At 42.6% G+C, this 26,508-nt stretch carries 23 protein-coding genes and 1 tRNA gene; 14 read left to right on the top strand and 10 right to left on the bottom strand.

Going from position 1 to position 26,508, the window contains the following annotated elements; translation table 11 throughout:
* The first annotated feature begins 48 nt into the window (after nt 1–48).
* Both BB427_RS20015 and BB427_RS20010 read left to right on the top strand, forming a co-directional pair.
* A tRNA-Glu gene (locus BB427_RS20015) sits at nt 49–124 on the top strand.
* Nucleotides 125–411: 287 nt separating this feature from the next.
* Nucleotides 412–2,001, top strand: coding sequence for a methyl-accepting chemotaxis protein (locus tag BB427_RS20010; protein WP_069022798.1), 1,590 nt, complete (start codon nt 412–414; stop codon nt 1,999–2,001).
* A 120-nt stretch (nt 2,002–2,121) separates the two neighbouring features.
* Here the strand turns inward: BB427_RS20010 and folE2 are convergent, their stop codons facing one another.
* The gene (gene folE2, locus BB427_RS20005; protein ID WP_045988247.1) at nt 2,122–3,042 is read right to left on the bottom strand and encodes a GTP cyclohydrolase FolE2; all 921 of its coding nucleotides are present in this window, start codon (nt 3,040–3,042) and stop codon (nt 2,122–2,124) included.
* 321 nt (nt 3,043–3,363) lie between these two features.
* Between folE2 and arcB the strand changes: the two genes are divergently transcribed.
* Nucleotides 3,364–5,685, top strand: a complete 2,322-nt coding sequence (gene arcB / locus BB427_RS20000; RefSeq protein ID WP_039491425.1) for an aerobic respiration two-component sensor histidine kinase ArcB — start codon at nt 3,364–3,366, stop codon at nt 5,683–5,685.
* Between the two features lie 6 nt (nt 5,686–5,691).
* Here the strand turns inward: arcB and arcA are convergent, their stop codons facing one another.
* From arcA to trmB, 5 genes are all read right to left on the bottom strand, one after another.
* On the bottom strand, nt 5,692–6,411 hold the full coding sequence (arcA, locus tag BB427_RS19995; protein WP_010379411.1) for a two-component system response regulator ArcA: 720 nt from the start codon (nt 6,409–6,411) through the stop codon (nt 5,692–5,694).
* Nucleotides 6,412–6,518: 107 nt separating this feature from the next.
* Nucleotides 6,519–7,040 carry a YfiR family protein gene (locus BB427_RS19990; protein ID WP_069022796.1) on the bottom strand — a complete coding sequence of 174 codons (522 nt, stop codon included), beginning with the start codon at nt 7,038–7,040 and terminating at the stop codon, nt 6,519–6,521.
* Nucleotides 7,037–8,659 (bottom strand): sensor histidine kinase, encoded by a 1,623-nt coding sequence (locus BB427_RS19985; protein WP_069022794.1) that lies wholly within the window; start codon nt 8,657–8,659, stop codon nt 7,037–7,039. The genes BB427_RS19990 and BB427_RS19985 overlap by 4 nt, the downstream gene beginning before the upstream one ends.
* A 164-nt stretch (nt 8,660–8,823) precedes the next feature.
* Nucleotides 8,824–9,852, bottom strand: coding sequence for a methyltransferase (locus BB427_RS19980; protein ID WP_069022792.1), 1,029 nt, complete (start codon nt 9,850–9,852; stop codon nt 8,824–8,826).
* A gap of 81 nt (nt 9,853–9,933) precedes the next feature.
* A complete protein-coding gene (gene trmB, locus BB427_RS19975) occupies nt 9,934–10,659 on the bottom strand; it encodes a tRNA (guanosine(46)-N7)-methyltransferase TrmB (protein ID WP_017216543.1) in 726 nt (241 codons plus the stop codon).
* Nucleotides 10,660–10,803: 144 nt separating this feature from the next.
* Here trmB and mutY point away from each other — a divergent pair, with 144 nt between their 5' ends.
* Nucleotides 10,804–11,865, top strand: a complete 1,062-nt coding sequence (gene mutY, locus BB427_RS19970; RefSeq protein ID WP_069022790.1) for an A/G-specific adenine glycosylase — start codon at nt 10,804–10,806, stop codon at nt 11,863–11,865.
* Nucleotides 11,866–11,930: 65 nt separating this feature from the next.
* Nucleotides 11,931–12,203, top strand: coding sequence for an oxidative damage protection protein (locus tag BB427_RS19965; protein WP_069022789.1), 273 nt, complete (start codon nt 11,931–11,933; stop codon nt 12,201–12,203).
* Nucleotides 12,204–12,252: 49 nt separating this feature from the next.
* Here BB427_RS19965 and ispB read toward each other — a convergent pair whose 3' ends face one another.
* Nucleotides 12,253–13,224 carry an octaprenyl diphosphate synthase gene (gene ispB, locus BB427_RS19960; protein ID WP_017216541.1) on the bottom strand — a complete coding sequence of 324 codons (972 nt, stop codon included), beginning with the start codon at nt 13,222–13,224 and terminating at the stop codon, nt 12,253–12,255.
* Nucleotides 13,225–13,641: 417 nt separating this feature from the next.
* Here ispB and rplU point away from each other — a divergent pair, with 417 nt between their 5' ends.
* The 7 genes from rplU to glsB all read left to right on the top strand — a co-directional run bounded on the left by rplU (nt 13,642) and on the right by glsB (nt 18,470).
* The gene (gene rplU, locus BB427_RS19955) at nt 13,642–13,953 is read left to right on the top strand and encodes a 50S ribosomal protein L21 (protein ID WP_010374575.1); all 312 of its coding nucleotides are present in this window, start codon (nt 13,642–13,644) and stop codon (nt 13,951–13,953) included.
* A gap of 19 nt (nt 13,954–13,972) precedes the next feature.
* Nucleotides 13,973–14,230 (top strand): 50S ribosomal protein L27, encoded by a 258-nt coding sequence (rpmA, locus tag BB427_RS19950; RefSeq protein ID WP_010374578.1) that lies wholly within the window; start codon nt 13,973–13,975, stop codon nt 14,228–14,230.
* Nucleotides 14,231–14,399: 169 nt separating this feature from the next.
* The gene (cgtA, locus tag BB427_RS19945) at nt 14,400–15,557 is read left to right on the top strand and encodes an Obg family GTPase CgtA (RefSeq protein WP_069022786.1); all 1,158 of its coding nucleotides are present in this window, start codon (nt 14,400–14,402) and stop codon (nt 15,555–15,557) included.
* A gap of 379 nt (nt 15,558–15,936) precedes the next feature.
* On the top strand, nt 15,937–16,428 hold the full coding sequence (folA, locus tag BB427_RS19940) for a type 3 dihydrofolate reductase (protein ID WP_069022784.1): 492 nt from the start codon (nt 15,937–15,939) through the stop codon (nt 16,426–16,428).
* Between the two features lie 79 nt (nt 16,429–16,507).
* Nucleotides 16,508–16,879 carry a DUF3718 domain-containing protein gene (locus tag BB427_RS19935; RefSeq protein ID WP_010374584.1) on the top strand — a complete coding sequence of 124 codons (372 nt, stop codon included), beginning with the start codon at nt 16,508–16,510 and terminating at the stop codon, nt 16,877–16,879.
* A 230-nt stretch (nt 16,880–17,109) separates the two neighbouring features.
* On the top strand, nt 17,110–17,466 hold the full coding sequence (hpf, locus tag BB427_RS19930; protein ID WP_010374586.1) for a ribosome hibernation-promoting factor, HPF/YfiA family: 357 nt from the start codon (nt 17,110–17,112) through the stop codon (nt 17,464–17,466).
* Nucleotides 17,467–17,552: 86 nt separating this feature from the next.
* A complete protein-coding gene (gene glsB, locus BB427_RS19925) occupies nt 17,553–18,470 on the top strand; it encodes a glutaminase B (protein ID WP_069022782.1) in 918 nt (305 codons plus the stop codon).
* An 83-nt stretch (nt 18,471–18,553) separates the two neighbouring features.
* Here glsB and BB427_RS19920 read toward each other — a convergent pair whose 3' ends face one another.
* A complete protein-coding gene (locus BB427_RS19920) occupies nt 18,554–19,858 on the bottom strand; it encodes an inosine/guanosine kinase (protein WP_010374590.1) in 1,305 nt (434 codons plus the stop codon).
* Nucleotides 19,859–20,117: 259 nt separating this feature from the next.
* On the opposite strand from BB427_RS19920, the gene tadA reads away from it, so the two are divergent.
* A complete protein-coding gene (gene tadA / locus BB427_RS19915) occupies nt 20,118–20,618 on the top strand; it encodes a tRNA adenosine(34) deaminase TadA (protein ID WP_069022780.1) in 501 nt (166 codons plus the stop codon).
* Here the strand turns inward: tadA and BB427_RS19910 are convergent.
* Together BB427_RS19910 and mltF are read right to left on the bottom strand one after the other, a co-directional pair.
* A complete protein-coding gene (locus BB427_RS19910) occupies nt 20,615–20,797 on the bottom strand; it encodes a hypothetical protein (RefSeq protein WP_010374594.1) in 183 nt (60 codons plus the stop codon). The genes tadA and BB427_RS19910 overlap by 4 nt on opposite strands.
* 129 nt (nt 20,798–20,926) lie before the next feature.
* Nucleotides 20,927–22,357, bottom strand: coding sequence for a membrane-bound lytic murein transglycosylase MltF (mltF, locus tag BB427_RS19905; RefSeq protein ID WP_069022778.1), 1,431 nt, complete (start codon nt 22,355–22,357; stop codon nt 20,927–20,929).
* 201 nt (nt 22,358–22,558) lie between these two features.
* On the opposite strand from mltF, the gene purL reads away from it, so the two are divergent.
* Entirely contained in the window at nt 22,559–26,443 is a 3,885-nt protein-coding gene (purL, locus tag BB427_RS19900) for a phosphoribosylformylglycinamidine synthase (protein WP_069022776.1), read from the top strand.
* The last annotated feature ends 65 nt before the right edge of the window (nt 26,444–26,508 follow it).

The following is a 26,508-nucleotide window of genomic DNA, read 5'->3' as shown; positions in this document are numbered from 1 at the left end:
GTTAGCAAGAGAATAAACAGCTAAATAAAGTCCTAGTGACACATCTGTGTCCCCTTCGTCTAGAGGCCTAGGACACCGCCCTTTCACGGCGGTAACAGGGGTTCGAATCCCCTAGGGGACGCCACTTACTTTCCATATTCTATTCCTCATCTTATTGATATTTATATTTACCTTTCTTAGTTGTTTAAGCTCAGAACTCTGCTAGCTTTTATATTAACTTTCTGTTGTTCGTTAAGTATTCATACCAATTTTTCTTAATACTTGATCCTTCAAAATAGAACACTTAATTGTGTAAATTGGTATCAAATCATATTTCACTATGATCTCAATCAGTCTTTCGGTGAAATTTCTTACGATTTTTAAGAAAGTAATAATTTATTATCTATTGCCCTTTTTAATCGAGAGCGAGCTATGACAAAAGGTAGAGCTGATTACACAGGAAAAGAGAATGATTATCCAAGTTCTTACAATCTACTTTCAACGACAAACGTAAAAGGTCAGATAAAATATGCGAATTCGCAGTTTTGTGAAGTTGCAGGGTTTTCACTTAGTGAGTTAGAGGGGAAGCCCCATAATATCGTTAGGCATCCAACAATGCCTAAAGCCGCTTTCAAGAACCTATGGGATTATATCGAAGCGGGCAAACCTTGGATGGGAATGGTTAAAAACCGCTGCAAGAATGGCGATCACTATTGGGTTAATGCTTTTGTCACTCCTATTAAAGATGCATCTGGTAAGACTGTCGAATATCAATCAGTGAGGACAAAGCCGAGCCGGGAGGTCGTTAACCGTGCAGAGGAAATCTACACTGATTTAAATAATGGTGTGTCACCAAGTAAATTTACTCGTGCCTCTTGGTCTTTGTCAGCTCAAATGATGGCAATAATCATTGTTTTCTATGCCCTAACCATGTTGATCTCAACTTTATCATCACCTTGGAATTACCTCGCTGAAACTCTGCTTACTCTTGCTGTATTATTTATTACTTATTCTCGCCTTGCTCCGGTGCGGTCGCTCAGCGAAAAGGCAAAAAAAGTATACGATAACCCTCTGATGCAAAAAGTGTATCTTAATAAGGTTAATGATGTCGCTTCTATAGAGCTTGCTTTACTCGCTAGAGAATCCGAGCTTCGGGCTGTGCTTGGGCGTGTTAAAGATGCTAGCGCCACCGTTTCAGAGTACGCAACCAAAACGATGCAAGAATGCAAAACGAGTTCTGATATTTTAAATCGACAGCAAGCGCAAACCGGCTCCTTAGCAACAGCCATTAATCAGATGTCGGTGTCGATTGGTGAAATCGCCTCTAATACTAACAATGCAGCGCAGCAATCCGAAGCGGCGCTTGAATCCGTTGTGAAAGGCAACAAAGCCGTTGATGACAATATGGAAAATAATTATGCCTTATCGGAAGAGTTATCTCGCACGCAAAAAGATATAGAAGATCTTAATGCGCAAACAGTTAACATCGAAGGGGTTGTTGACGTGATCCGTGGGATCTCCGAGCAAACCAACTTACTTGCTTTAAATGCCGCTATAGAGGCTGCTCGTGCAGGTGAACAAGGTAGAGGATTTGCGGTTGTTGCTGATGAGGTGAGAGCGCTTGCGCAAAGGACACAAGATTCGACAGCCGAGATTAATGGTATTATTGCCGATCTGAGGCAGCGAGCAGAACGGGCGGTTACTGCCATTCAAAGTGGAGTAGAGCGCTCCTCTGAATGTGTAGTAAAGGCAGAAGGTACTAAAGTGAGCCTTGAAACGATCAACACAATAGTCAATGAAATATCAGGTTTGAACTATCAAATTGCGACATCGACAGAAGAGATGTCGAGTGTTTCTAATGAGCTTAACGCAAATGCTGTGACAATTTCGGGTCTTGCGGATGAGTCTATGAAAAGTGCGCGTAAAACGCATGAAACGATGAAAAACACAGAGCAGGCTTTAGAAAATCAAGAGGTGCTTGTCGAGCAGTTTATTCGAAAATTAAACAGTGCCCACCGTTGAGTAGATAGCTTAAAGTAATACAGCACTTACCTCGTTGTGTATGGGGGAGATTAATCAGAGCTATCTAGCTCTGATTAATAATAGTAGTAAACGGAGCGGACCTAATACCAATTGCATTAATTAAACACTGTAGCCGTCTTCAACCCCTTTCACGGCATAGGCTACTGCATCATGAGCATGAAGAGATTCGTAATGGTTTATCTTCACATAGAAATCTAAATAAGTTTGCTGGTTTAGCAATGCTTTTAACTTTCTAGCTGCATCTTCACAAAACATTAGGTTTTGGCCATTTAGGCGCGCAAACTCTTGTTCATCTTCTCGTTTTACTGCGGCTTGAACGGGAGTTTTCAACTCATTTTCAACCAACTCGATCAGATCCAAAATCTCAAATTCAGTACTATTATTCGTAAGCTTAACTTTTATATTTGCAATCGAGCGCTGAGAGTGGGGTGTTGCAACGATCCCCTCTGTGCTACCTAGCCAGTTATGCACACTATGGAAATCTAATTGTTTGCCATCAAAAGCTTGTTGGAAAGCGTTTTGGATCAGTTGACGAGACAATGCTGCCGAACAGGGGCAAGTCGATGAGTAAGCAACGTCAAGCGCCAGTTCTAGCTTGTAAATACCGTTTATCAACGTCGCATCAAGGGTAATTGGGTATGATTTCCATCCCATTTTTTTACTTAAAAGCGAAGGGCGTCTGATAGGCAATTCAAACTGCAGGGTTACTTTTGCACCTGTACTTAAGTCGCTATGCGTACTTAAAAAGTTATCTAACAACTGCTTTAGAGTTTTAGGTGTAAGTACTTGCTCACAAGAAAGCGTATCAAGGGCAAGAAAGAGGCGTGACATGTGAATGCCTTTTGCGTCTTCTTTTTGCAAATTAACAAATGCATCGGCTTTGGCTGTAACAGTAACTTGATTTAGGCCTTTGCTTTCTAATACTAAAGGCAACTCTATGTTACCCATGCCTACCCAGTCTAAAGTTCCTGTTTGTAACGCACTAGCACTGTGTGCAATGTCTGGCATGTTATTTTGCATCGACGCTCTCTTTTCTCACGACTTAAAAAACGGGCATATTACACGAAATCAGATTAAGTTGGGATGGTGAGCTTAAATCTATCCACACTAAATTAGATGATTTGTGCATTTAGTGATACAGAGTCTCATTTCTGTTATCTATCGTTCTGCTTAGTGTGTATGAAAATGAGTGAATGATCTGGCCCTGTAATTTCTATACTCGCTTATTACTAGGGCTTTTGTATAATATTTACTTTGAGGGCTTGAAAAGCAATTCAGTCAGGCTCAAGCGGTAGAATATAAACTTGCCTGACAAGTGTTTAACAATGGTGAAGTAATAATATGACAGAAAATTCGTTTGGCTCATGGGCTCGAATTTTATCAAACTTGGTAGAAAGATACGGTAACAAGCGGGCGTTTGCCATCGCTTATGCTTTTACGCTCTTCGTTGCAGTTATTCTATCTTGCATGTTTTACTATGTTGCATTAGGTGTAGTTGAAATTGTCGATATATCGGCACTCTTTTTCTTAACCGCTGTCATTGCGCCCGCTCTTATCATGATGTCCGTCGCGGCAATGCGGGAGGTACATTCATCCAAGGCCTATTTGGAGTCGGCAACACAACAAGAAAAGATGCTGAACCAAACGCTGAAGGACAATATTAATCGTTTAAATAGTGAGATTGACGAGCGTAAAATTGCTCTGCATGCTAAACACCGCGCGATAGATGAATTAAGAAAAGAAATTGCAGAACGTAAAAAGACCCAACAAGAACTTGCACAGCAGGGTATGTTACTGCGAAGCATTGTTGATTCATCTCCTGATCTGTTCTATTACCGCGATGAAAACGGTGTATTCGCAGGCTGTAACAAAATGTTCGAATTAGTGATGGGCAAAAGCAGTGAAGAACTAATTGGTAAATCAGTCGAACAAATATATTCAGAGCAATATCTTCCAAAAGTACTTGAAACAGATAGCCAGGTATCAGAAACACAGCAACCATTAACACTTGACGTAGAGTATCCTGTTGAAGGCGAACCTCGTTGGTTTGAAATGCGCAAGCTGCCATTTATCAATGATAAAGGCGAGTATATAGGCTTGTTGGCCTTTGGTCGTGATATTACTAGTCGTAAAGAAGCCGAGCAGGCGTTAGAAACTGCGTATAAGGATAAAGGTAAGTTTATTGCTACGCTAAGTCATGAATTAAGAACTCCGCTCAATGGTATTGTTGGTCTGACGCGCATGATGTTAGACACCGATCTGACTGCGCAACAAAAAAGCTGGTGTAATACCGTGTTTTCAAGCGCGGAGACGCTTGGCAATATTTTTAACGACATCATTGATTTAGATAAAATTGATAGGGAGCAGCTAGATATAGCAACGGACAGTATCAATGTCTCTGATTTTATAAATGATGTAGTCAACTTTGCAGGTCTAATTGCTGATCAAAAGGGCTTAGAATTTACTATCAATCGTTCCGGAATCTTAGACGTTTATGCGTTACTCGATCCGACACGTCTACGTCAGGTACTCTGGAATCTAATTAATAATGCAGTGAAGTTTACCCACAAGGGGAATGTGACGCTGGAATGCCGCCGCGAGAATCGAGATGATGGGCCATGGCTGACAATTAGCGTTATAGATACAGGTATGGGAATATCCGAAGATCAGCTTGAACGGATCTTTGAGATGTATTACAAGGCTCCAGATGCATCGGGCAGCAATGCGATTGGCTCGGGCATTGGCCTTGCGGTTACTAAAGCTTTAGTTCAGGCTATGAAAGGAACGATAGCGGTTACTAGTCAAGAAGGTAAGGGGAGTCGTTTTGATGTTGAGATCCCGTTACAGCTATGTAATGCACCGAAAGAACAAAGTTACGCTGGTAGAAGCTTGTACATTTTACTTGTTGAGGATGTGCCGTTAAACGCTGAAATTGCAACAAATCTATTAGAACAGCGAGGGCATGAAGTTATCTGGGCTGAAACTGGCGAGGACGCTCTTTCGTTTGTTGAAACTGAAGATGACCTAGATCTCATTCTTCTGGATATGCAGCTACCAGATATCAATGGTGATGTTGTTGCGCGTCAAATAAGAGAAGACAGCCACTTTGATCACTTACCAATAGTTGCCTTAACCGCAAACGTCAGAAGCGCCGAGCAAGAGCTTGAGGGGATTAATGTTCAGGGAGCTTTGGCCAAACCAATAAATACTACTAAGCTCGACAAAATGCTCGCTGAGTTATTTGGAATTGAGGCACAGAAAAACAAACAAAGTATCGATATTCGAGAAGCGTTATCACAACCTGAGTACTCCGATTTAGATATCGAGACCATTTGCGACTTTGTTGAGTCTATGGGGGCTGCTGCATTCCAAAGAAGCTGTGACCTATTTACTAAGCTCAGTCCTAAGTACTGTCAAGAGCTCAGAGAGGCTGTTGCACAAAATGATATCGAGGAATATGGTGCGGTTGCACATAAAGTTAAAGGTGCTGCTGGTTCGGTAGGGCTGCAACTTGCCCAATTACAAGCGAAGAAAATGGAATTAGAATCAGAAGGCAAAGAGGAAGAGACACTATTGAATTGGGTTTCTGAGTTAGAGGCAAAAATAGAAGAAGGGCAAGAAGCCCTTCATCCATTAATTGCAAAACTCGCTGAAGATCAGTAAAAACGATTATTGAGCGTCGAGTTTACCAATGAAACGGTAACCTTCACCGTGAATTGTACTAATTAATTCAGGCGTATTGTTATCAGTTTCGAAATGCTTACGAATACGACGAATAGTAACGTCAACAGTACGGTCGTTTGCGCGAAGTTCACGACCAGTCATGTGCTTGATAAGCTGCTCACGGCTAAAAATGCGGCCCGGCGAATCTAGCATTAGACGAAGTGCACGATATTCACCTTTTGGTAGACGCTTTGAATCGCCTGTTGGAGATGTTAAACAGCGACTGTTTTCATCTAACTCCCAACCATTAAAAGTAATAACGCCGTTGCTATCAATTGTTGACTCTTCTGCAGACGTGCCTGTACGAGAGATTAGGTTGCGAGCACGAATCGTTAATTCACGCGGGTTAAATGGTTTTGTGATGTAATCATCAGCACCAATCTCAAGACCAAGAATGCGGTCAACATCATTGTCACGACCTGTTAGGAAAATAAGGCCGATGTTTTTCTTCTGGCGTAATTCACGCGCCAAAATTAAACCATTTTTACCAGGAAGGTTGATATCCATGATTACAAGGTTTACATCATCATTTGATGTCAACTTGTCATGCATGTCATCGCCATCAATGGCTTCGATTACTTTGTAACCTTCCGCTTCAAATAAACTAACGAGGTTCAGTCGAGTTACGTCTTCATCCTCTACAATTAGAATGACTGGCGTTTGCATTATTAATTAACCTTTTCGGAATATATAATTTACAATGTGTCCGGACTTATATAATAAATCCGAATATTTAAGATTATAGGAGCTTATCCAATTGTTAACAAGTAAAATCAGTTGGGATGAAACTTGGATACGGCAAGCAGCCTTGAGCGCACGATGAAGTACTGTTTTTCTAGTGCTTGCTTATTTATATACAGTCGAATTTTGCTCCCTTCTTGGACCAAAGAAGCAATCCCGCCTCTTTCTAAAAACTCAATACTTTCGCCCACGGTCAACATGTTTGACTCTATTGTATCGGTCCAAGTGGACAGTATATCATTTTCGCTAGTTTCATCAATGTATGTGATATCGCAAGCGCTGGAAAGTTCCCTATAACTCCACGTTTTTTTTGCTTCTACGAGCTCAATGGGTTTGCCTCGCACATTTAGCTTTGTTGCACTTTTTAGTTCAGCAGCAGGCCCTGATTCAAGTGAATAGAAGCAAAATTGAATACTGGTTTTTGTGTTTTCGTCGGGAAACTCGACGAATTTTGCCATCTGATAGAGAAAAGCAGAGCGAACCTGATCTGGTGATTTTGCAGTTGTATTTAAGGAGACAAATAAAAGCAAAATAACTAGATTAATCAACCTCATTTTAGATTACCCGACAGAGGAAGAGCTATAATAAATTTAGCACCTTGGCTAAATTCTTCATCTAAAGTGATCGAGCCTCCAAGTGCTTGGGTTACTAGGTTATAAACCAAATGCATACCTAGGCCGCTTCCTCCTTCACCTCTACGCGTTGTGACAAACGGATCGAAGATGCGCTTTTTAATTGCTTTGGGTACACCCATTCCGTTGTCTGCATATTCAATAGCAAGTTGTCCCATTGATGGTTTCACAGTAATTGCAATGCTATTGTTTTGTTGATCTTTAAAACCATGGAGTAAGGAGTTGGATATAAGCTGCTCTAATACTTGTTGTAATGGTCCAGCTTTACTTTCGATTGCAAGTCCAGAGTCACAGTCAATAGTCACTTCAGGTTGTTTTGTGGAGAGTTCAGCTCGCATAGATGCTACGACTTCAGTAAGCAGGTTTGACAAATCTATTCGTGAGTTCACTTCTAGATCCTGGCTTACTGCCAGGCGCTTAAAGCTAGAAACCAGCTCAGCCGCTCGGTTTAGGTTGCGGTAGATAAGATCAAGATTTTCAATTCCATCGTTAACAAAGCGCTCTAACTGCTTGGAGGTCAGAGACTTTGTTTGAAACGCTTCGCGAATATCGGATAATTTGTCTCTTAACAACGTAGAGCCTGTGATACCCAAACCGATAGGGGTATTTACCTCGTGGGCAACACCTGCCACCATTTGCCCCAGCGAAGCCATTTTCTCGTTCTCAATGATTTGGTTCTGGTATTGATGCATACGCTCTAAAGCGTTCAGCAGTTCTTGGTTAGCCTCTCTCAGCGCAATTGTGCGTTGATTCACTTTTTCTTCCAAGCTCTGGTTGAGCTGTTTTATCTCTTGTTTATCCGCTTTATGACGCTCAAGTTGATTTTCGGTGCGAGCTAACATGATATTTAAGTTATTTGCTAATACGTTTAGTTCAGAAATATTGCTGCCAGGCGCTCTTGCACTGTAATTATGATTTTTTGAAACGTCCTGCAATAGTGCTGAGAGTCCTTCAATTGGCGTCGCTATACGCTTTTGGATCCCCCTTGAAACTAGCAATACGAGGAGGAGTACGAATAAGGTGAGCGCGATATCTACCAAGATTTTTTTATTTATATAGTTTGAGAGCCTTTCTAAGCCACCGCGGACATAAACATAACCTTCAATATTCCCCTCATAAATTACAGGTTTAATCAATTCAATGTAGTCTTCTGAGACCTTCGGGGTTTTTAACTCTTCAATTTGATTAACCTTTAGCGGTACTGGTGGTGTTCGACTGGCGTTGTAACTGGTAAAAAATACAGGACTGTTGGTTACGTCATCCATGGCATAGATATGGATGTTTTTGATGATATCCACTTGTTGAAAAGACTTTAGACGTGCATCTTCAGTTTTTCGATCATCGAATAAAATTGTGATCTGAGAATTGAACGCAACGATGTCGGCTATCATCTCTATTTTATTGATGATCAGTTGTTTTTGCTCTTTTACATCAAGGTAAGTGGAAATAGATATGGATAAAGAGAGGCACAGCGCGGTTACAAGCATCACTGCGCTGATCAATACTTTTCTTATGCTTGTTTTGGTTAATTGCTTACTCATTCTTATTCCAGCTGTATGATCAGCCTTAGCTGCGGCTACAGAGCTTTTGAGATCCAATAACTCATTATAATAAAGTAGAGCAAATCTTTGAAAATGAAAAGATAAAAGGTGGGTTTGAGTTAAGGTTTACTTGATATAAGCAAGTAAACCTTAGAGTTAGTAAACTACTGCGCTTTATAGATGGCGAATTTAGTGTTTTTAGTGACAATTTCAAACTGTTCAAACTGAGCTTCTAAAATAGGTGGGTATTTTAAGAAGCTGTTTGCAACTAGCTGAATATTAGACTTGGTATCCATATGACGCTTGATGTTATGTAGAAATTGCTCAGCGATATCATAGTCTGTTGAAAGGCCTGTATGAAAAGGTGGGTTGCTCAAAATAAGGTTGAATTTACCGTTCAATTCACTTAAACCGTCACTAAGTAGCAAAGTTGCACTGAGGTTGTTTAAAGCTAAAGTCTGCTGCGTGGCAAACAGCGCAAGCGCATTGACATCCAAACAGGTAAACTTAAGAGTTGGGCTGTTCAATAAGGCGTAGCAGGCTATAAGTCCAGCACCACAGCCAAAATCTAACACTTTACCTTTATAGGGAAGAGTGACATTTTCTAGCAATAATTGAGTACCAGCGTCGAGCTTCCCATGATTAAATACACCTGGCAAACTTGCGGCAGTAAACTCTGTCTTGGCGATACGCACTGAAAATGTCTGTACATAATGGCTTACGTCAAAGCTTGGGTTGGCAGTAAGCTGATCAAACTCATATAAAATGCAGTGTTTTGCGCTTTCTAATTTATAACAGTGTGCAGCGTGCTCTTTAAGTTGCTTTTCTGCACTTTTCACCCCACTTTTGTTTTCGCCAACAACGAGTAACCTAGTTTCAGCCGTGCTCAAGTGACGGATGTTATCAAATACCATTTGCGCTTCAGGTTTTGATTTAGGGTAATAATAAATAACTAAATCAATATCTTGCAACTGCGGTAGTTGATGGTCTACATAGCTTTTAACGTCGGCGATTTTATCGGCGTGAAGGTGGTCTGCAAAATCGAAACTAAACGCATGAATTGCCGAACTTGGATTAAGCGCTTTTAATTCACATAGGAAGCCATCGCGCTGATGGTTAATGACCAGAATATTGTTGGCAATAAGCTCTTCTTCATTACGAAGTAGTAATAAACTTGGGTTGGTAAACTGCAACGCTAGCTCCTAGTGAATGTACTCAAATAGATGGACGATGAAGCAGCCTGTTGAGCTGCTTCATTATAGAGAGGGGGTTGTTTAGCTAATACGCTCGAACATTAAGTCCCAAACGCCATGTCCTAAACGATGGCCTCGCTGCTCAAACTTAGTAAGCGGTCTAAAGTCTGGACGAGGAACATAATCATTGCTTTGCGACTGGTTTTTATAACCAGGTGCTGCACTCATCACTTCAAGCATATGCTCGGCATAGTTTTCCCAGTCAGTTGCCATATGGAACACGCCACCTACTTTAAGCTTTTGGCGTATTTTCTCAGCAAATTCAAGTTGTACAATGCGACGTTTGTGGTGACGCTTTTTATGCCATGGATCAGGGAAGAATAGCTGTAATTTAGCAAGGCTGCCATCAGCGATACAATCCGCTAAAATTTCAACTGCATCGTGTTCAAAAACACGTAAGTTAGTGATGCCTTGCTCATCTGCATCCATCAAACAAGCACCTACACCTGGACGGTGTACTTCTATGCCAATAAAGTTTTGTTGTGGGTTATTTTTTGCCATCTCAACGAGAGACTTGCCCATCCCAAATCCAATCTCAAGAACGACTTCATTGCTGTTACCAAATACTTCTGTAAAGTCCAGCAAACCTTGTTGGTGCTCCAGTCCCATTGTTGGCCAGCATTTTTCTAGCGATGCTGCTTGGCCTTTAGTAAGACGTCCTTCACGCTTAACAAAGCTACGCACTTTTCTGATGTACTTGCCTTCTTCCTGCGCCTGTTCGAGCGCACTTTTGCTTGATTCGTTCATGGTCATTTCTATGCTCGTGAAAATGGTCGCACATTATCGTCATTCAGTTGGCAATAAACAAGTATAGAGTGAAATTTTACGTGGTGACTATTAAAGCAATTGTGATTACACTGGCGGCTTTTGTAGCAAGTACTAGTCAAGTTTATGAAAGTTAGCCAGCAACAAGCTAAGTGGTTTGGTGAGCAAGTTGTGTCTTGGTATCACCTTCATGGTAGAAAAACACTGCCGTGGCAACTCGGAAAAACACCGTATAAAGTATGGATTTCTGAGGTGATGTTACAGCAGACTCAAGTAACCACAGTTATTCCTTATTTTGAGCGCTTTATGGCGCGCTTCCCAACAGTAATTGCATTGGCCGATGCACCGGAAGATGAAGTGTTACACCATTGGACTGGGCTTGGTTATTACGCCAGAGCAAGAAATCTTCATAAAGCTGCAAAAGTGATCAGAGATAGCTATAAGGGTGAATTCCCACAAACATTAGAAGCGGTGATGGACTTACCGGGCATTGGTCGCTCTACCGCAGGTGCGATACTCTCTCTTGCGCTTGGTCAGCATCATCCAATACTCGATGGTAATGTTAAGCGAGTCCTAGCTCGGTTTTATATGGTTGAGGGCTGGTACGGAGTAAAAAAGGTCGAAAATCAGTTATGGTCTTTGAGTGATGCCGTCACACCAAGCGGTGATGTAAGAGCGTTTAATCAGGCTATGATGGATTTAGGTTCAGGCGTATGTACCAGAAGTAAACCAAACTGTGATGTTTGCCCACTTGTTGAGGAATGTTCGGCGTTCAAAAATAATCGGATTAAAGAGTTTCCAAACCCTAAACCCAAAAAAGAGAAACCAAAAAAGCGTACTCACCACTTAATAATTAAATGTGGTGATAAAGTTTTGATGGAGAAGCGCCCTTCGAGTGGAATATGGGGGGGGTTATTCGGCTTTTTTGAGTTTGTAGAGCAAGATGAGTTAGACGCGTTTATTAAGCAGCAAGAACTTAAACTTGAATGTACAAATACACTTGAACCCTTTGTGCATATTTTTACGCATTTTGAGTTAACTATTACCCCCGTGGTTGTGGAAGTAAAAAGTATGCCAGAGTGTGTGCATGATCAGCAATTGCTGTGGTTCGATACTCATAACCCGCCAGAGGTTGGGCTCGCTGCGCCGACTAAAAAGTTGGTTAAAGTATTAACCGCAATAGGGTAAACTGACGCTATCACTGGTGCTGACTCTCATTGAGTGCACGATTAAAATTGAAGAGGTAGATACTCATGGCACGTACGGTATTTTGTCAAAAGTTGCAAAAGGAAGCGCCTGGACTGGATTTTCAACTGTATCCAGGAGAAGTTGGTGAACGTATATTTAATAACATCTCCAAAGAAGCTTGGAAGCAATGGCAACACAAGCAAACCATGCTAATTAACGAAAAGCATCTTAATATGATGGATCCTGAGCACAGGCAAATGCTTGAAGAGCAGATGGTCGGCTTTTTGTTTGAAGATAAAGAAGTCGAAATTGAAGGCTACAGGCCACCAGAAAAATAAAGGTCGCATCAGCGACCTTTTTATAGCTTATAAACTGGCAAGGGGACGATTAATACTCTCTATCCACAGAAAGTTTAGCAAGTCCTATCAGTGCTTCTTTGTGCACTGAGTCAGGTAAAATGCTCAATTGTGCAATCGCTTTTTGGGCTTCTTCTTGGGCTTTAGCCATCGTGAAGTCAAGTGCTTTGGTCTCGGCTAGTGTTGCTAAAATATCTTCAAGATAATCAAGTCCATTACCACTTTCTATTGCTGTTCTGATCTGAGCTGTTTGCTGAGCAGTTGCATGCTGCATTGCATAAATAAGCGGAAGCGTAGGTTTACCCTCGGCGAGATCATCACCAATATTCTTACCCAGCAATTCTGCGTTAGCACTGTAGTCAAGAATATCGTCTACAAGTTGGAAGGCTGTGCCTAAATGCATACCGTAAAGCTTAAGCGCAGTTTTAATTTCGTCTGATTGCTCTAACACTACAGCGGGTAGTAAAGTTGCAGCTTCAAAAAGCTTTGCCGTTTTGCTGTAGATAACCTGCATATAACTCTTTTCAGTTGTATCTGGGTCATTACAATTCATTAGCTGTAACACTTCGCCCTCAGCGATAATATTGGTTGCATCCGCTAGGATCTGCATGACTTCCATATTACCAAGACCAACCATCAACTGGAATGAACGAGTGTAGATAAAGTCACCGACCAATACGCTTGCCGCATTTCCAAATTCAGCATTTGCAGTCGGTTCTCCACGGCGCAGTAATGACTCATCAACCACGTCATCGTGGAGTAAGGTTGCTGTGTGAATAAACTCTACAATTGTCGCTAGTGTGATGTGTTTATCACCTTCGTAACCTAATGCTCGTGCAGCCAAAAGGGCTAACATTGGGCGGATGCGTTTTCCTCCGCTATTTACAATGTATAAACCTAGCTGTTTTACAAGTGCAACATCAGATTGCATTTGTTGATGTATAAGTTGGTTGACGTCAAGCATATCTTGCTCAACCAAATTTTGGATAGTTTTTATATCCATTGCGCTCCGAGCCAATCTATTAACCGAAAATGAATAAACTTGGCGATTGTACTACAAAAAAATCATCGACTCGATAAATTGTCGTAGTTGCTTATAAAAAAACGTTTTTATGCTTACTTTTTGTGCTTTTAATGGTCTCGTAATGAGTGAAATAGGTACAGTAAAATCTCATTTGGCACTGTATTAGGTAAACTATAGATTCGCCTTTTGTCTGATGAATTGAGAGAAAAAAGAGCTTGGCTTTGACATTTTTTTGACTAGAATAGGGGAAAATATTTGATTGCCCTCATACGAGCTAAATTTTATTCACTTTCTTCAAATTTACTCTTGCGCCAAGATACGCATTAGCGTAAACTTCGCGCCCTATTGAAGAATATTAAGTTGCGTCGATTTGAGGGCGCACAGACGGAGTTAATTATGTACGCGGTTTTCCAAAGTGGTGGTAAACAGCACCGTGTGACTGAAGGTCAAACAATTCGTTTAGAAAAGCTAAACGTTGAAACTGGTGCAGCAGTTGAATTTGATTCAGTACTTCTAATTGCTGATGGTGAAAAGATCGAGATCGGTGCACCGTTTGTTAACGGTGGTAAAATTACAGCTGAAGTTGTATCTCACGGTCGTGGCGAGAAGATTAAGATTGTTAAGTTTAGACGTCGTAAGCATTCTCGTAAGCAGATGGGCCACCGTCAGTGGTTCACTGAAGTTAAAATCACTGGCATTAGCGCTTAATTTTTAGAGGTACAGAAAGATGGCACATAAGAAGGCAGCTGGTAGTACTCGTAACGGTCGCGATTCAGAAAGTAAACGCTTAGGTGTTAAACGTTTTGGTGGCGAATCAGTTCTAGCGGGTAGCATCATCGTTCGTCAACGTGGTACTAAGTTCCACGCTGGTTCTAACGCAGGTATCGGTAAAGACCACACAATCTTCGCAAAAGCAGACGGTAAAGTTGTTTTTGAGCAGAAAGGTCCTTTAAACCGTAAATACGTTAGCATCGTTGCTGAGTAATCGGTATTAAATACTAAAAAACCCCGCTTAGGCGGGGTTTTTTGTTTTCAGCACATCAATTACCAAATTAGCTATATCAAGGCGTATTAATACAATTGGTATTAGGAGCGATTTGTCGCTGCTGCTATAATGGTGTAGTGAATTCAGACAGAGTTAAAGAGTTTAAACCATGAAGTTTGTCGATGAAGTAGAGATTAGAGCGGAAGCCGGAGATGGGGGCAGTGGTGTCGTTTCATTCCGCCGCGAAAAGTTTGTGCCAGATGGTGGCCCAGACGGTGGTGATGGTGGCGATGGCGGTAGTGTATTCCTGCAGGCTGATGAAAATTTAAATACGCTTATCGACTATCAGTTTGAACGCTTTCACAGGGCTGAGCGTGGTACTAATGGTCAAGGCCGTAATTGTACTGGTAAAAAAGGTCAGGACTTAGTACTTAAGGTACCAGTTGGTACAAGAGTTACAGATGTCGATACTGAAGAGTGTTTAGGTGATTTGACCAAAAATGGACAAAAGCTGATCGTAGCGAAAGGTGGGTATCATGGCCTTGGCAATACGCGTTTTAAGTCAAGTACTAATCGCGCACCAAGACAGAAAACACTAGGTACTCAAGGTGAAGTTCGTAACCTTCGTTTAGAATTAATGCTGCTTGCAGACGTCGGTTTGTTAGGTCTGCCAAATGCTGGTAAATCTACGTTTATCCGTAGTGTATCTGCAGCCAAGCCAAAAGTCGCTGACTATCCATTTACCACGCTAGTACCTAATTTAGGTGTTGTGAGACCTGAAGCGAGCAAGTCATTTGTAATTGCTGATATCCCAGGCCTAATTGAAGGTGCTGCGGACGGCGCAGGTCTTGGCATTCGTTTCTTAAAGCACTTAGAGCGCTGTCGGGTGTTATTACACATTATTGATGTGATGCCGGTTGACGGTAGTGATCCTGTCGAGAATGGCTTCGCTATTATTAACGAACTGCACCAATACAGCCCTAAATTAGCGGAAAAGCCTCGCTGGTTAGTGCTAAATAAAGTGGATTTATTGCTTGAAGAAGAAAGAGAAGAAGTATGCGCCCGTATTGCTGAAGAGCTAGACGCAGAAAACTTTTATATGATCTCTGCTGCAAACAAGTTAAATACGCAACCTTTATGCTTTGATATCATGAACCTTCTTGAAAGCATGCCAAAAGATAAATTCGAAGAAGAGCAGCAAGAAGAAGTTGAATTTAAGTGGGACACATACCACAGACATGCAACTAAAAATGATAAGAACGACGATGATGACTGGGATGATTGGGATGACGACGACTACGATGTTGAAGTTATTTACGAGCGTTAAGTTACATTGAATTTATTCTAAGAGGCCCATATATGGGCCTTTTTTATACCTATTTGAACAGTATATTACTTCAACTCAGTATTCTCGCCGCAATTCTGTTGAAGGTGATATACTAATCAACCTGAACTCGGGATAACAACTTGTTCTCTAGCAGCTGTTATCCCTTACTACTGCGTTAAATTTGTTTGCAATAGGCCAGCTATTGACGCACAAATTTGCCTTGTATTAAGAAATAACTTCTGGCTAGAGTGATACTACGCTTTTGAGCTTAGTGATTTTAGTGGATTAACTTACTTCTTATCCCGAGTTCAGGTTAACCAAACATCTTGCATGCTAATTGTGTGTATAAACTAATACTAAAATACTATAAAGGTGCGTTGTGGTAATTTCAATGATAGCTGCGATGGCAAATAACCGTATTATCGGAAAAGATAACGATATGCCGTGGCACTTGCCTGCAGATCTTCAACATTTCAAAAAGGTTACGCTAGGTAAACCTGTGATTATGGGCCGAAAGACATTTGAGTCTATTGGTAGGCCTCTTCCTGGTCGTAGAAACATAGTGATATCCAGAAATCTTGACTATACTCAAGAAGGTATTGAAGTCCTCGCTTCACCTGAAGCCGCACTTAGTGCTGTTAGGGGTTGTGACGAAATTATGATAATTGGTGGTGGTCATATATATGACATATTTCTGCCTTATGCTCAGCGGCTCTATTTGACCTTCATCGATTTAGAAGTTGAAGGAGATACTCAATTTCCGGACTACGAGCAAGTTGCTGAATGGGAAGTGCTTGAAACTGAGTGTAACGAACCTGATGAAAGAAATAACCATAGTTATAAATTCGTAACTCTGAACAAAAAACTATGAGTTTCTTGCTAACAATTGTTTAGGTTGCTAAAATATAGCCAGTTATATGCTACGAATAAAGTATTAAAGGGTCTGTGTAATGAAATTAACTACCGTGCTACTGTCAGCTTCTATCGCTGTTGCAGCTTTTTCTTTCAGCAAACCAGTAAGTGCAAACGATCAGTTGGCGCTTTCTATATGTGAATATATCGCAGCGGACGATAAAAATCGCATTCGTAACGCTTTGAAAACATCACGCCTGAAAATGCGTAATGTTTACGACGCAATCCAGTGCAACGGTAATAACTTACTTAGACATGCTATTGCTAGCAACGCGGTCGATTCGGGCGAGTACATTATTAAAAGTATTCCAAAAAGCGCGCTAGAAGATGGTAAAGATTTAGCATGGGCTGAATCAAACCACGGTGGTTCAGCATTGATTGCTGTCATCAAAGAGCGTGCAGGCCTTTAATTGTAAAGTTTACGCAATATGAAAAGAGCCCTTGCTAGGGCTTTTTTTTATGCCTGAGTTCTAATAAACATACATTTGAGATCAAAGGCCTCACTAATTCTCCTTATTTATTTTTTGATTAGAATCAGCTTCCTTCCAATTTTTGTAATAAATTTCTGCTAAGGCTCTTGAGAAATCGAGCAATCGTGCCAATACTATTGTTAAGGGTAAACGCAAAAGAAGGATTGCATATGAAGATTAATTTATCTGGCCATCACGTAGATGTAACCGATGCTGTTAAAAACCACGTTCATGAAAAGTTTGCCAAGATCGCTAACCATTTTCCGTCGTTGTTATCCCTAGACATCATCGTCAGCAAAGAACACAAACAATTTTACACGGAGATAAGTACAAACTACGCAGGTAGCCGAATATCGGTAAAAGGTGAAGACGAAGTGATGTATCCTGCTATTGCTAAAGCGTCTAAAAAGCTTGATGCAGCTTTGAAGCACCGAAAAGGTCAGTTAAAAGCCAATAAACATCAGAAGCCGGTGAGTACAACTCCACCTATTGCGCACGAGATTATTCAAGAAATGGAACTGAAATAACCTTAGTTTCAGATAAACATCAGGCCCTACGGGGCCTTTTTTGATACACTTCCCAAATCATCCTAGCTAGCCTTAATTACGAGCATATGCCAAATTACCAAGAAATTTTAGAGCAGGCTGTGCAGCGAGTTCAACCGTTGTTACGCCAAGGCAAAGTTGCTAACTATATTCCCGCTTTAGCTGAGCAGCCGTTAGAACAATTTTCTGTTTCACTGCACACGGTAGATGGCGAAACATTTAGTGCTGGAGATACTGAAGCCAGATTTACAATTCAATCAGTATCCAAAGTAATGACATTGACGCTAGCACTGCAGCGCTATGGTGACGAGCTGTGGAGTCGGGTAGGAAAAGAGCCTTCGGGTACCGCTTTTAACTCTTTAACTCAGCTTGAGTTCGAAAATGGTATTCCAAGAAATCCCTTTATAAATGCAGGTGCCATTGTAACTTGTGATGCGCTGTACTCTCGTTTATCTGCTCCAATTCATACCATGCTAGAAAGCTATAGAGCGATGTCTGGTAACGACAAGTTGTGTATTAATAAGATTGTGGCGCAGTCTGAGTATGATCACAGGTATAGAAATGCAGCGATGGCTTATTTGATGAAGTCATTTGGCAATTTTAATAATGAAGTCGAGGATGTGTTGTGGTCTTATTTCAATTTTTGTGCAATTGAAATGAATACCACTGAGTTGGCGAAGTCATTTTCCTATCTGTCTAGTCAGGGTTACTGCAACTTATCAAAACAGCGGATACTAACCAAAAAACAAACCAAGCAAATGAACTCGCTGTTGTTTACGAGTGGTCTTTACGATGCAGCAGGTGATTTTGGTTATCGAGTAGGAATGCCTGGTAAGTCTGGTGTCGGGGGGGCAATAATCGCTATTGTGCCGAATCGTTTTACAATTTCGGTCTGGTCGCCTGGGCTTGATAAAGTTGGTAACTCTTTGGCTGGGATCGCGGCATTAGAATATCTATCCAATGAACTTGGTACTGCTATTTTTTGATGCTAAGTTATATACAAACTAGATGATATAAAGATAGCGACCGAAGTCGCTATTTTTACCAATCCTAAACAGGCTAAGAACCGTTATTGTTCCCAGTATGATTGCTCTAGTGAGTCTTCACGCTCAGGTAGGCCTCGAGATAGCCTTGGTGAATGCTGAACGAGTACCTCATAGCTTGCACGGTTTGCATATTTGCTTATCTGTGCCAAAGATGAATAGGTAATAGCACTTTGTTCATGCTTCGCCGAGTTTGGGACATTTAGCTTATGATATTCATTGGCGCAAATATCATGCAGAACAGCGGCAAGGGCACAGTCACCGGCACCATTCGTATTCTTGATGATATCCGGTCCACCCATGTAAGGAGCGGTATGGCTGTATGCTCTGATCGGCTGTTCACATTGGGCTTTTTTCATCGCGCGTGAGAATTCGTAGCGATTAAATTCAGGAATAGCACCAGGCAGCAACGGGTATTCAGTCACACGCTTGCAGCTGTCATCAACATAACCCGCCATAAACAGCCCTTTAGGGCCAGCGGTACAAATGACCAGGTCAACCCAGTCCAGTGCTTTATCCGCAGCGAGAAGTGGATCGCTAAAGCCTGTGATCGCCTCACCTTCTTCTTCGTTCATCGCGAGGATATCAACATGTTTAGCAACGAAATCAGCCCACCATTTGGGATCTTGTTCAATTAAGAACTTAGTGCCAAGCGTCAATACTACGGGGATGCCAGCATTATTGGCATACTCAACCGCCTGCATTGTTGCTTGTGTCATGGTTTCGTCGCCACTCGTGCGCATCAAATAAGCGCTGATCACTAACGCCGATGATTCTTCGATAAGCGTTTGGCATATAGACTCAGGACGTAGGTGGTTCATTAATCCTGCGCTGATAGCAAAAGTTCGTTCACCACTGTCATCAATAAGTGTAAAACAACGACCAATGGGGCCATCAACTGGCTGCAAGTAGTCCAGATCAACTCGGCTTGAGGTATTACATAAAAATTTATAGGCGTAGCTGCCAATCTTTATGTTTTCACTCATCACCCCAAGCAGTACTGAGCGGTCATCTGCTAGCACTGAATAGTTGTGCATGGTGTTACCTATGGTACCGCCGGCAAATTCATAGTCGATCATGTCATCACGTTTTAGCCTATCATAAAGGGCGTTGGTGACATCATTGTCTATCACTTGTGACATACCACGCTGTAAGTGGAATTCATCAAGAAAAGCTTGATCCACTTTCGCTTCGATATCAACGACGATTTGATCTATACCACAGATATAGCTCCTTTTTAGCCGATCATCAGCGTGTAACTGGTTAATAAGCGGATCTTTATCTTCCACCGGAAAATAGTGTTTATGCCTACGGCGTCCCGGAAATTTCATATTCTACCCGTGTGTTTTTGAGCTTACGAAATAAAAAAAGCGGCGAATTATAGCGTAAATCCAACCCTGTGAGCCACGGCAAAATTGCGAAAATTATCAATAATGTCCGCAAAATATTAAAAAGATGTTGGTAACATCCTGAGTTTGCTTATAAAAGCAGCTGTATTGGTGACTATGATTATTTAAGAATAGCAGCTTAACCAGAGCTCTGCTGGAGGTGATATACTCCATTTTAGGTGAGGACGACTATAAAATTATCATGTCAGAAGTAAAAGATGATCAATATTGGATGAAAGTGGCGTTAGCATTTGCTGACAAAGCTGAAGCTGAAAACGAAATTCCTGTCGGCGCTGTTGTAGTGAAAGGTGGTGAAATGATAGCTGCGGGTTGGAACCGTTCAATTACCTGTCATGATCCTTCGGCTCACGCTGAAATGATGGCTATTCGAGAAGCTGGCAAAGTCGTTGAAAATTATCGGCTGATTGATTGCACTTTATATGTGACGCTTGAACCATGTCCTATGTGTGCTGGTTTACTGGTCCATAGCCGCTTGAGCCGAGTGGTGTTTGGTGCCTCGGATGCAAAAACGGGCGCGGCTGGTTCGATAATGAACTTGTTACAGCATGAAAAGCTCAACCACCAACTAGAAGTTACATCGGGCGTATTGGGTGAAGTATGTGGCGAAAAGCTGTCTGCATTTTTTAAGCGCAGACGCCAAGAGATTAAAGCTGCAAAAAAGTTGAAAAACGGTAGTACTTAGGGTTGTACTACCGCAGTGGCTGTTTTCGCGTCCCTTTGCTCTTCCATTTGAATTAGCGCAAAAATACGATGGCGCAAGAGCATTTTACGGTGTGCATTTTTCATCATGACACGACGGCGATTTGGCGACGTGTATTTGGTGTTACGTTTAAATTGATGATTCCGACGTCTTCTCAACATAGAACCTCCGAATGTGAGAGATTAGGTGGGGGTAACGCCCCCAAATATTAATTTAGTATAAATACGCTATGCCTATGACAGATTTATGACCTTTTGAAGCATTTATCAAGCCAGTTTAGTAAATATAAATTACTGTTGCTTCTCGACTTCACTGGCTTTGTCTGGATTATCAACCGGAGTCGTTTGCGAAGAGGCTTTACTGCTGTCAGGTAGGAGTGCACCGTTGTCTTCCAACCACACAAGTGCATCATAATAGCGGCGAATATTATCTACATACGTTACCGCGACATCACCACGAGCATATCCATATCTTGTATTTCGATAGTAGCGCTTTTTAGTAAGTAGTGGTAGTCGTTTTTTAACGTCAGCCCAGTTATTCGGATCGCCTCCTTGATCCGCAGTAATGTTACGTGCATCTCGCACATGTCCCCAGCCCACATTGTAAGAAGCAAGGGCAAGCCAAGTACTATCGGGCTGCTGTATTTCTTCAGGCATACGGTCGAATAAAATACGTAGGTATTTGGCGCCACCTTCAATATTTTGCTGCGCATTGAGGCGGTTTGTCACGCCAACTTTTTTAGCCGTGGGTTGTGTTAGCATCATGATGCCACGAACCCCAGTTGGAGACTTAGCTCTGGGATCCCACATCGATTCTTGATAGCTGACTGCAGCCAGCAAACGCCAATCGATATTGTGCTGTTTCGAATAACTTTTAAACCACTTGAGATAGGTGGGTAAGGTACTATGTACGGCTTCGACAAAAGCTAAGGTGTTTACATAGTTAAACTCTTCGATATGACCAAAATACTTCTCTTCGAGCGTGGCCAAAAAGTTGTTTTGTTGTACTCGAGCGAAAAATGCAGGCAGCAACGCATATAACGAATCGTCTTTTTCATTACGCATCATCCACGCCACATGTTCATCTTTTGTAACTGAAAACGCAATACTGACGGTCGGGTGGTAGCGTCTAAATAGGGCCAGTGAATGTGAGTCTGTAATGGTGTAGTCAATCTCTCCATCAATGATGGCCTGAAGCAGCTCTTCCTCACCTTTATCTGAAACAACCTCCCAACTCAAATGAGGATGGCTTGTTTTCGCCTCTTCAAGCGCAATAACATGGTTGCTGTGTGCAAGTACGGTAATTGGCGCTTTAATATCATCAAAGTCTCTTGGCCATTCTCTCCCTTGTTTGTACACGAGCTTTTGACTGATCATTCTATACGTTGGGCCAAAACGATATTGCGCTGTTCTTGATGGGTGAAAGCTCACCGCGGAGGCGACGATATCTAAGTCTCCGGCATCTAGCCTTGCAAATAACTCATCTAAGTTAAAGTAAGGAACAATGTGTAATTCAACACCAAGCTCATTGGCAAATTCACTCGCCAGTTCATATTCGAACCCTTGTTCTCCAGTGGTGCCTTGGTAGTAGTTTCCCGGGCCCGCGAGCGTGCCAACACGTAATACCTTATTTTGTTTTACATGTTGCAACTGATTAAGAGGGGCTTTGTCGCACCCAACTAAACAGATGACAACAAAGCACATAAAGATGTATTTAAACATGGCCTAGGTTCTCTTTTGCGCTCGAAATCCCAACTTACCGCAGCAAAATCATAATTGCAAAAGCCGAATTAACTTAAGGTAATGATAGATTTGCATGATATTTTCTAGTTTTGACAAATTAGTGTTAATTCCGCGCGCTATTTCCACTATAATGAGCGCCCAAAGATATCGTTCAATCCTTAACCCCGGATGAAAATACCTATGTTAATCCTACGTGGTGCACCTGCACTTTCAGATTTCAAAGTCCAAAAGATCCTTAAAACCTGCGCTGCAGCTCAATTACCAGTTACCAATGTTTATGCCGAGTTCATGCATTTTGCTGATTTAACGGCTGAGCTTTCAGAGGCTGAGTTAACTAAGCTAAACAGCCTGTTAAAGTATGGACCGACTATTACGGAGCACACGCCAGAGGGCAAACTGATCTTGGTAACACCAAGGATCGGAACTATCTCTCCTTGGGCTTCTAAAGCGACAGATATTGCAAACAACTGTGGTCTTACGCAAGTACACCGTGTTGAGCGTGGTATTGCTTATTATGTTGAGGGTGAACTAACACAAGCTCAGTTCGACGAAGTTGCACAATTACTTCATGACCGCATGACCGAATCTGTTCATGCAGAGCTTGATGATGCAGCTAAATTATTCCGCACGGAAACGCCTCGCCCAATGTCTTCGGTGGATATTCTTGGCGGCGGCCGTGAAGCACTCGCGGTTGCGAACGTTGAGCAAGGCTTTGCACTTGCTGATGACGAAATTGACTACTTGGTAGAAAGCTTTGAAAAGCTTGGCCGTAACCCTAATGACATCGAACTGTTCATGTTCGCTCAAGCAAACTCTGAGCACTGTCGTCACAAAATTTTCAATGCTGATTGGACTATCGATGGTGTAGAACAGCCTAAGTCGCTGTTTAAAATGATTAAAAACACCTACGAAACCAATAGCGACAACGTATTGTCGGCGTATAAAGATAACGCTGCGGTAATGGTTGGCTCTAAAGCGGGTCGTTTCTTCCCAAATACAGACGGCGAATATGCTTACCACGAGGAAGATATCCACATTCTGATGAAAGTGGAAACGCACAACCACCCAACGGCGATTGCCCCATTTTCTGGCGCATCAACAGGTTCTGGTGGTGAGATCCGCGATGAAGGTGCAACCGGTCGTGGTTCTAAGCCAAAAGCAGGTTTAGTTGGCTTTACGGTTTCTAACCTTCGTATTCCGGGTTTTGAGCAACCTTGGGAAACTAACTTTGGTAAACCAGGACGCATTGTTAATGCATTAGACATCATGCTTGATGGCCCACTTGGTGGCGCTGCATTTAACAACGAATTTGGTCGTCCAAACCTATTGGGTTACTTCCGTACTTACGAAGAAAAAGTAGAAAGCCATAATGGCGCGGAAGTACGTGGTTACCACAAGCCAATCATGATCGCTGGTGGTTTAGGTAACATCCGTGAAGATCACGTGCAAAAAGGCTCAATCCCTGTAGGTGCTAAGCTAATCGCACTTGGTGGTCCCGCAATGAACATCGGTCTTGGCGGAGGGGCTGCTTCATCAATGGCATCTGGCCAATCAAACGAAGATTTAGACTTTGCTTCTGTTCAGCGTGAAAATCCTGAGATGGAACGCCGTTGTCAGGAAGTGATCGACAAATGTTGGCAGCTTGGTGATGATAACCCAATTGCGTTTATTCACGATGTGGGCGCGGGTGGTTTATCAAATGCATTTCCTGAGCTTGTCGACGACGGCGGCCGTGGTGGTAAGTTCCAGCTGCGTAACATCCCGAACGATGAACCAGGCATGGCACCACACGAAATCTGGTGTAACGAGTCGCAAGAGCGTTATGTATTGGCAGTTGCAGCTGAAGACTTTGCTCGCTTTGAAGCAATTTGTAAGCGTGAGCGCGCACAATATGCGGTAATTGGTGAAGCGACAGAAGAGCGTCATCTAACAGTCGCTGATAGCCACTTTGATAATAATCCTGTGGACCTGCCACTAGACGTATTACTTGGCAAGCCACCAAAAATGCATCGTGACGTTGAGTCAAAGCGTGTAGTGGGTACAGCATTAGATACTGCGGGTATTGAGCTTGAAGATGCAGCTAAGCGTTTGCTTCGCCTACCAACGATTGCTGAGAAAACATTCCTTATCACGATTGGTGACAGAACCGTAACGGGTTTGGTTGCACGTGACCAAATGGTTGGTCCTTGGCAGGTACCAGTCGCTAACTGTGCGGTAACGGCGGCAACTTACGATACTTACCACGGTGAAGCGATGTCGATGGGTGAGCGCACCCCTGCGGCATTACTTAACTATGGAGCATCAGCGCGTCTAGCAGTAGCAGAAGCGTTAACCAATATCGCTGGTGCTAATATCGGTAGCCTAAACAACATTAAGCTTTCTGCTAACTGGATGGCGGCTGCGGGTCACCCAGGCGAAGATGCGGGTCTTTACGAAGCGGTTAAAGCGGTTGGTGAAGAATTATGTCCTGCATTAGGCCTTACAATCCCAGTTGGTAAAGATTCAATGTCGATGAAGACTCAGTGGGATGAGAATGGCGAAGAAAAGTCAGTGACTGCGCCATTATCACTTATCATCACTGCATTTGGTCGTGTTGAAGATATTCGCAAAACAGTCACGCCTGAGCTTCGTACTGATAAGGGGGAAACCAGCCTATTCCTACTTGACTTAGGTGCTGGTCAAAACCGTCTTGGCGCCTCAAGCTTAGCGCAAGTGTACAAGCAACTTGGCGACAAGACACCTGATGTTGACAGCCCAGAGCTGTTAAAAGGCTTCTACAATGCGGTACAAGCATTAGTTGAATCAGGCAAGCTTATCGCTTACCACGACCGCTCTGACGGTGGTCTATTCACCACTGCTGCGGAAATGGCGTTCGCAGGCCACACAGGTGTGAGCATTGAATTAGATGCGCTGCAAGGTACAAACTTAGAAGTGCTATTCAATGAAGAGCTTGGCGCAGTATTGCAAGTTCGCAATGACGATATCGCCGCGGTTGAAGCAGTATTTGCCGAGCACGGTATTGCTGATATTGCACATCGCATCGGTACGCTAAACGGTGAAGACAAGGTTATCTTTACTCGTGGCGGTCAGGCAGTACTTGAAAATACTCGCACAGAGCTTCGCACTATCTGGGCTGAGACAACTTACCAGATGCAAGCACTACGTGATAACCCAGATTGCGCGAAGCAAGAGTTTGACGCTAAGTTCGATGACAAAGATCCGGGCCTTAACGTTAAACTAAGCTTTGACCTAAACGAAGATATCGCAGCGCCTTACATTGCAAAAGGGGTAAAGCCTCAAGTTGCCATCTTGCGTGAGCAAGGCGTTAACTCACATATCGAAATGGCGGCTGCATTTAATCGTGCTGGCTTTGCGGCAATCGACGTACACATGAGCGATATCCTTGAAGGTCGCTTAACGCTAGAGCAATTCAAAGGCCTAGTGGCATGTGGTGGCTTCTCATACGGTGACGTTTTAGGTGCTGGTGAAGGCTGGGCTAAATCAATTCTATTCCATGACTCAGCACGTGAGCAATTCCAAGGCTTTTTCCAACGCCAAGATACTTTCAGCTTAGGTGTGTGTAATGGCTGTCAGATGCTTTCTACATTGAAAGAGCTAATCCCTGGCACGGAAAACTGGCCACGTTTTGTCACCAACAAGTCAGAGCGTTTTGAAGCGCGTTTCAGCTTAGTTGAAGTACAGCAAAGCCCGTCAATCTTCTTTGATGGTATGGCTGGCTCTCGTATGCCAATCGCGGTATCACATGGTGAAGGTCATGCTGAGTTTGCAAGCGAAGCGGCGGTACAAACGGCACTGAATTCAGGTTCAGTTGCTGTGAAGTTTGTTGATAACTACGGTGATCCAACCACTCAGTACCCAGCTAACCCGAATGGCTCTCCTGCTGGTATTACGGGCATGACGTCAACAGACGGTCGTGCAACTGTGATGATGCCGCATCCTGAGCGTGTATTCAGAGCAGTAGCAAACTCTTGGCACCCAGATGAGTGGCAAGAAGATAGCCCTTGGATGCGTATGTTCCGCAATGCGCGTAAGCTAGTAGGCTAACGAAATAAAAAAAGGTCACTTCGGTGACCTTTTTTATTCATGGCTCGATAATTATCTATCGGGTA

The organism is Pseudoalteromonas sp. BMB (assembly GCF_001709235.1).
Classification (GTDB): Bacteria; Pseudomonadota; Gammaproteobacteria; order Enterobacterales; family Alteromonadaceae; genus Pseudoalteromonas; species Pseudoalteromonas maricaloris.
The sequence above is the reverse complement of the archived record's forward strand: the minus strand, read 5'-3'. Positions and strand labels throughout refer to the sequence as shown.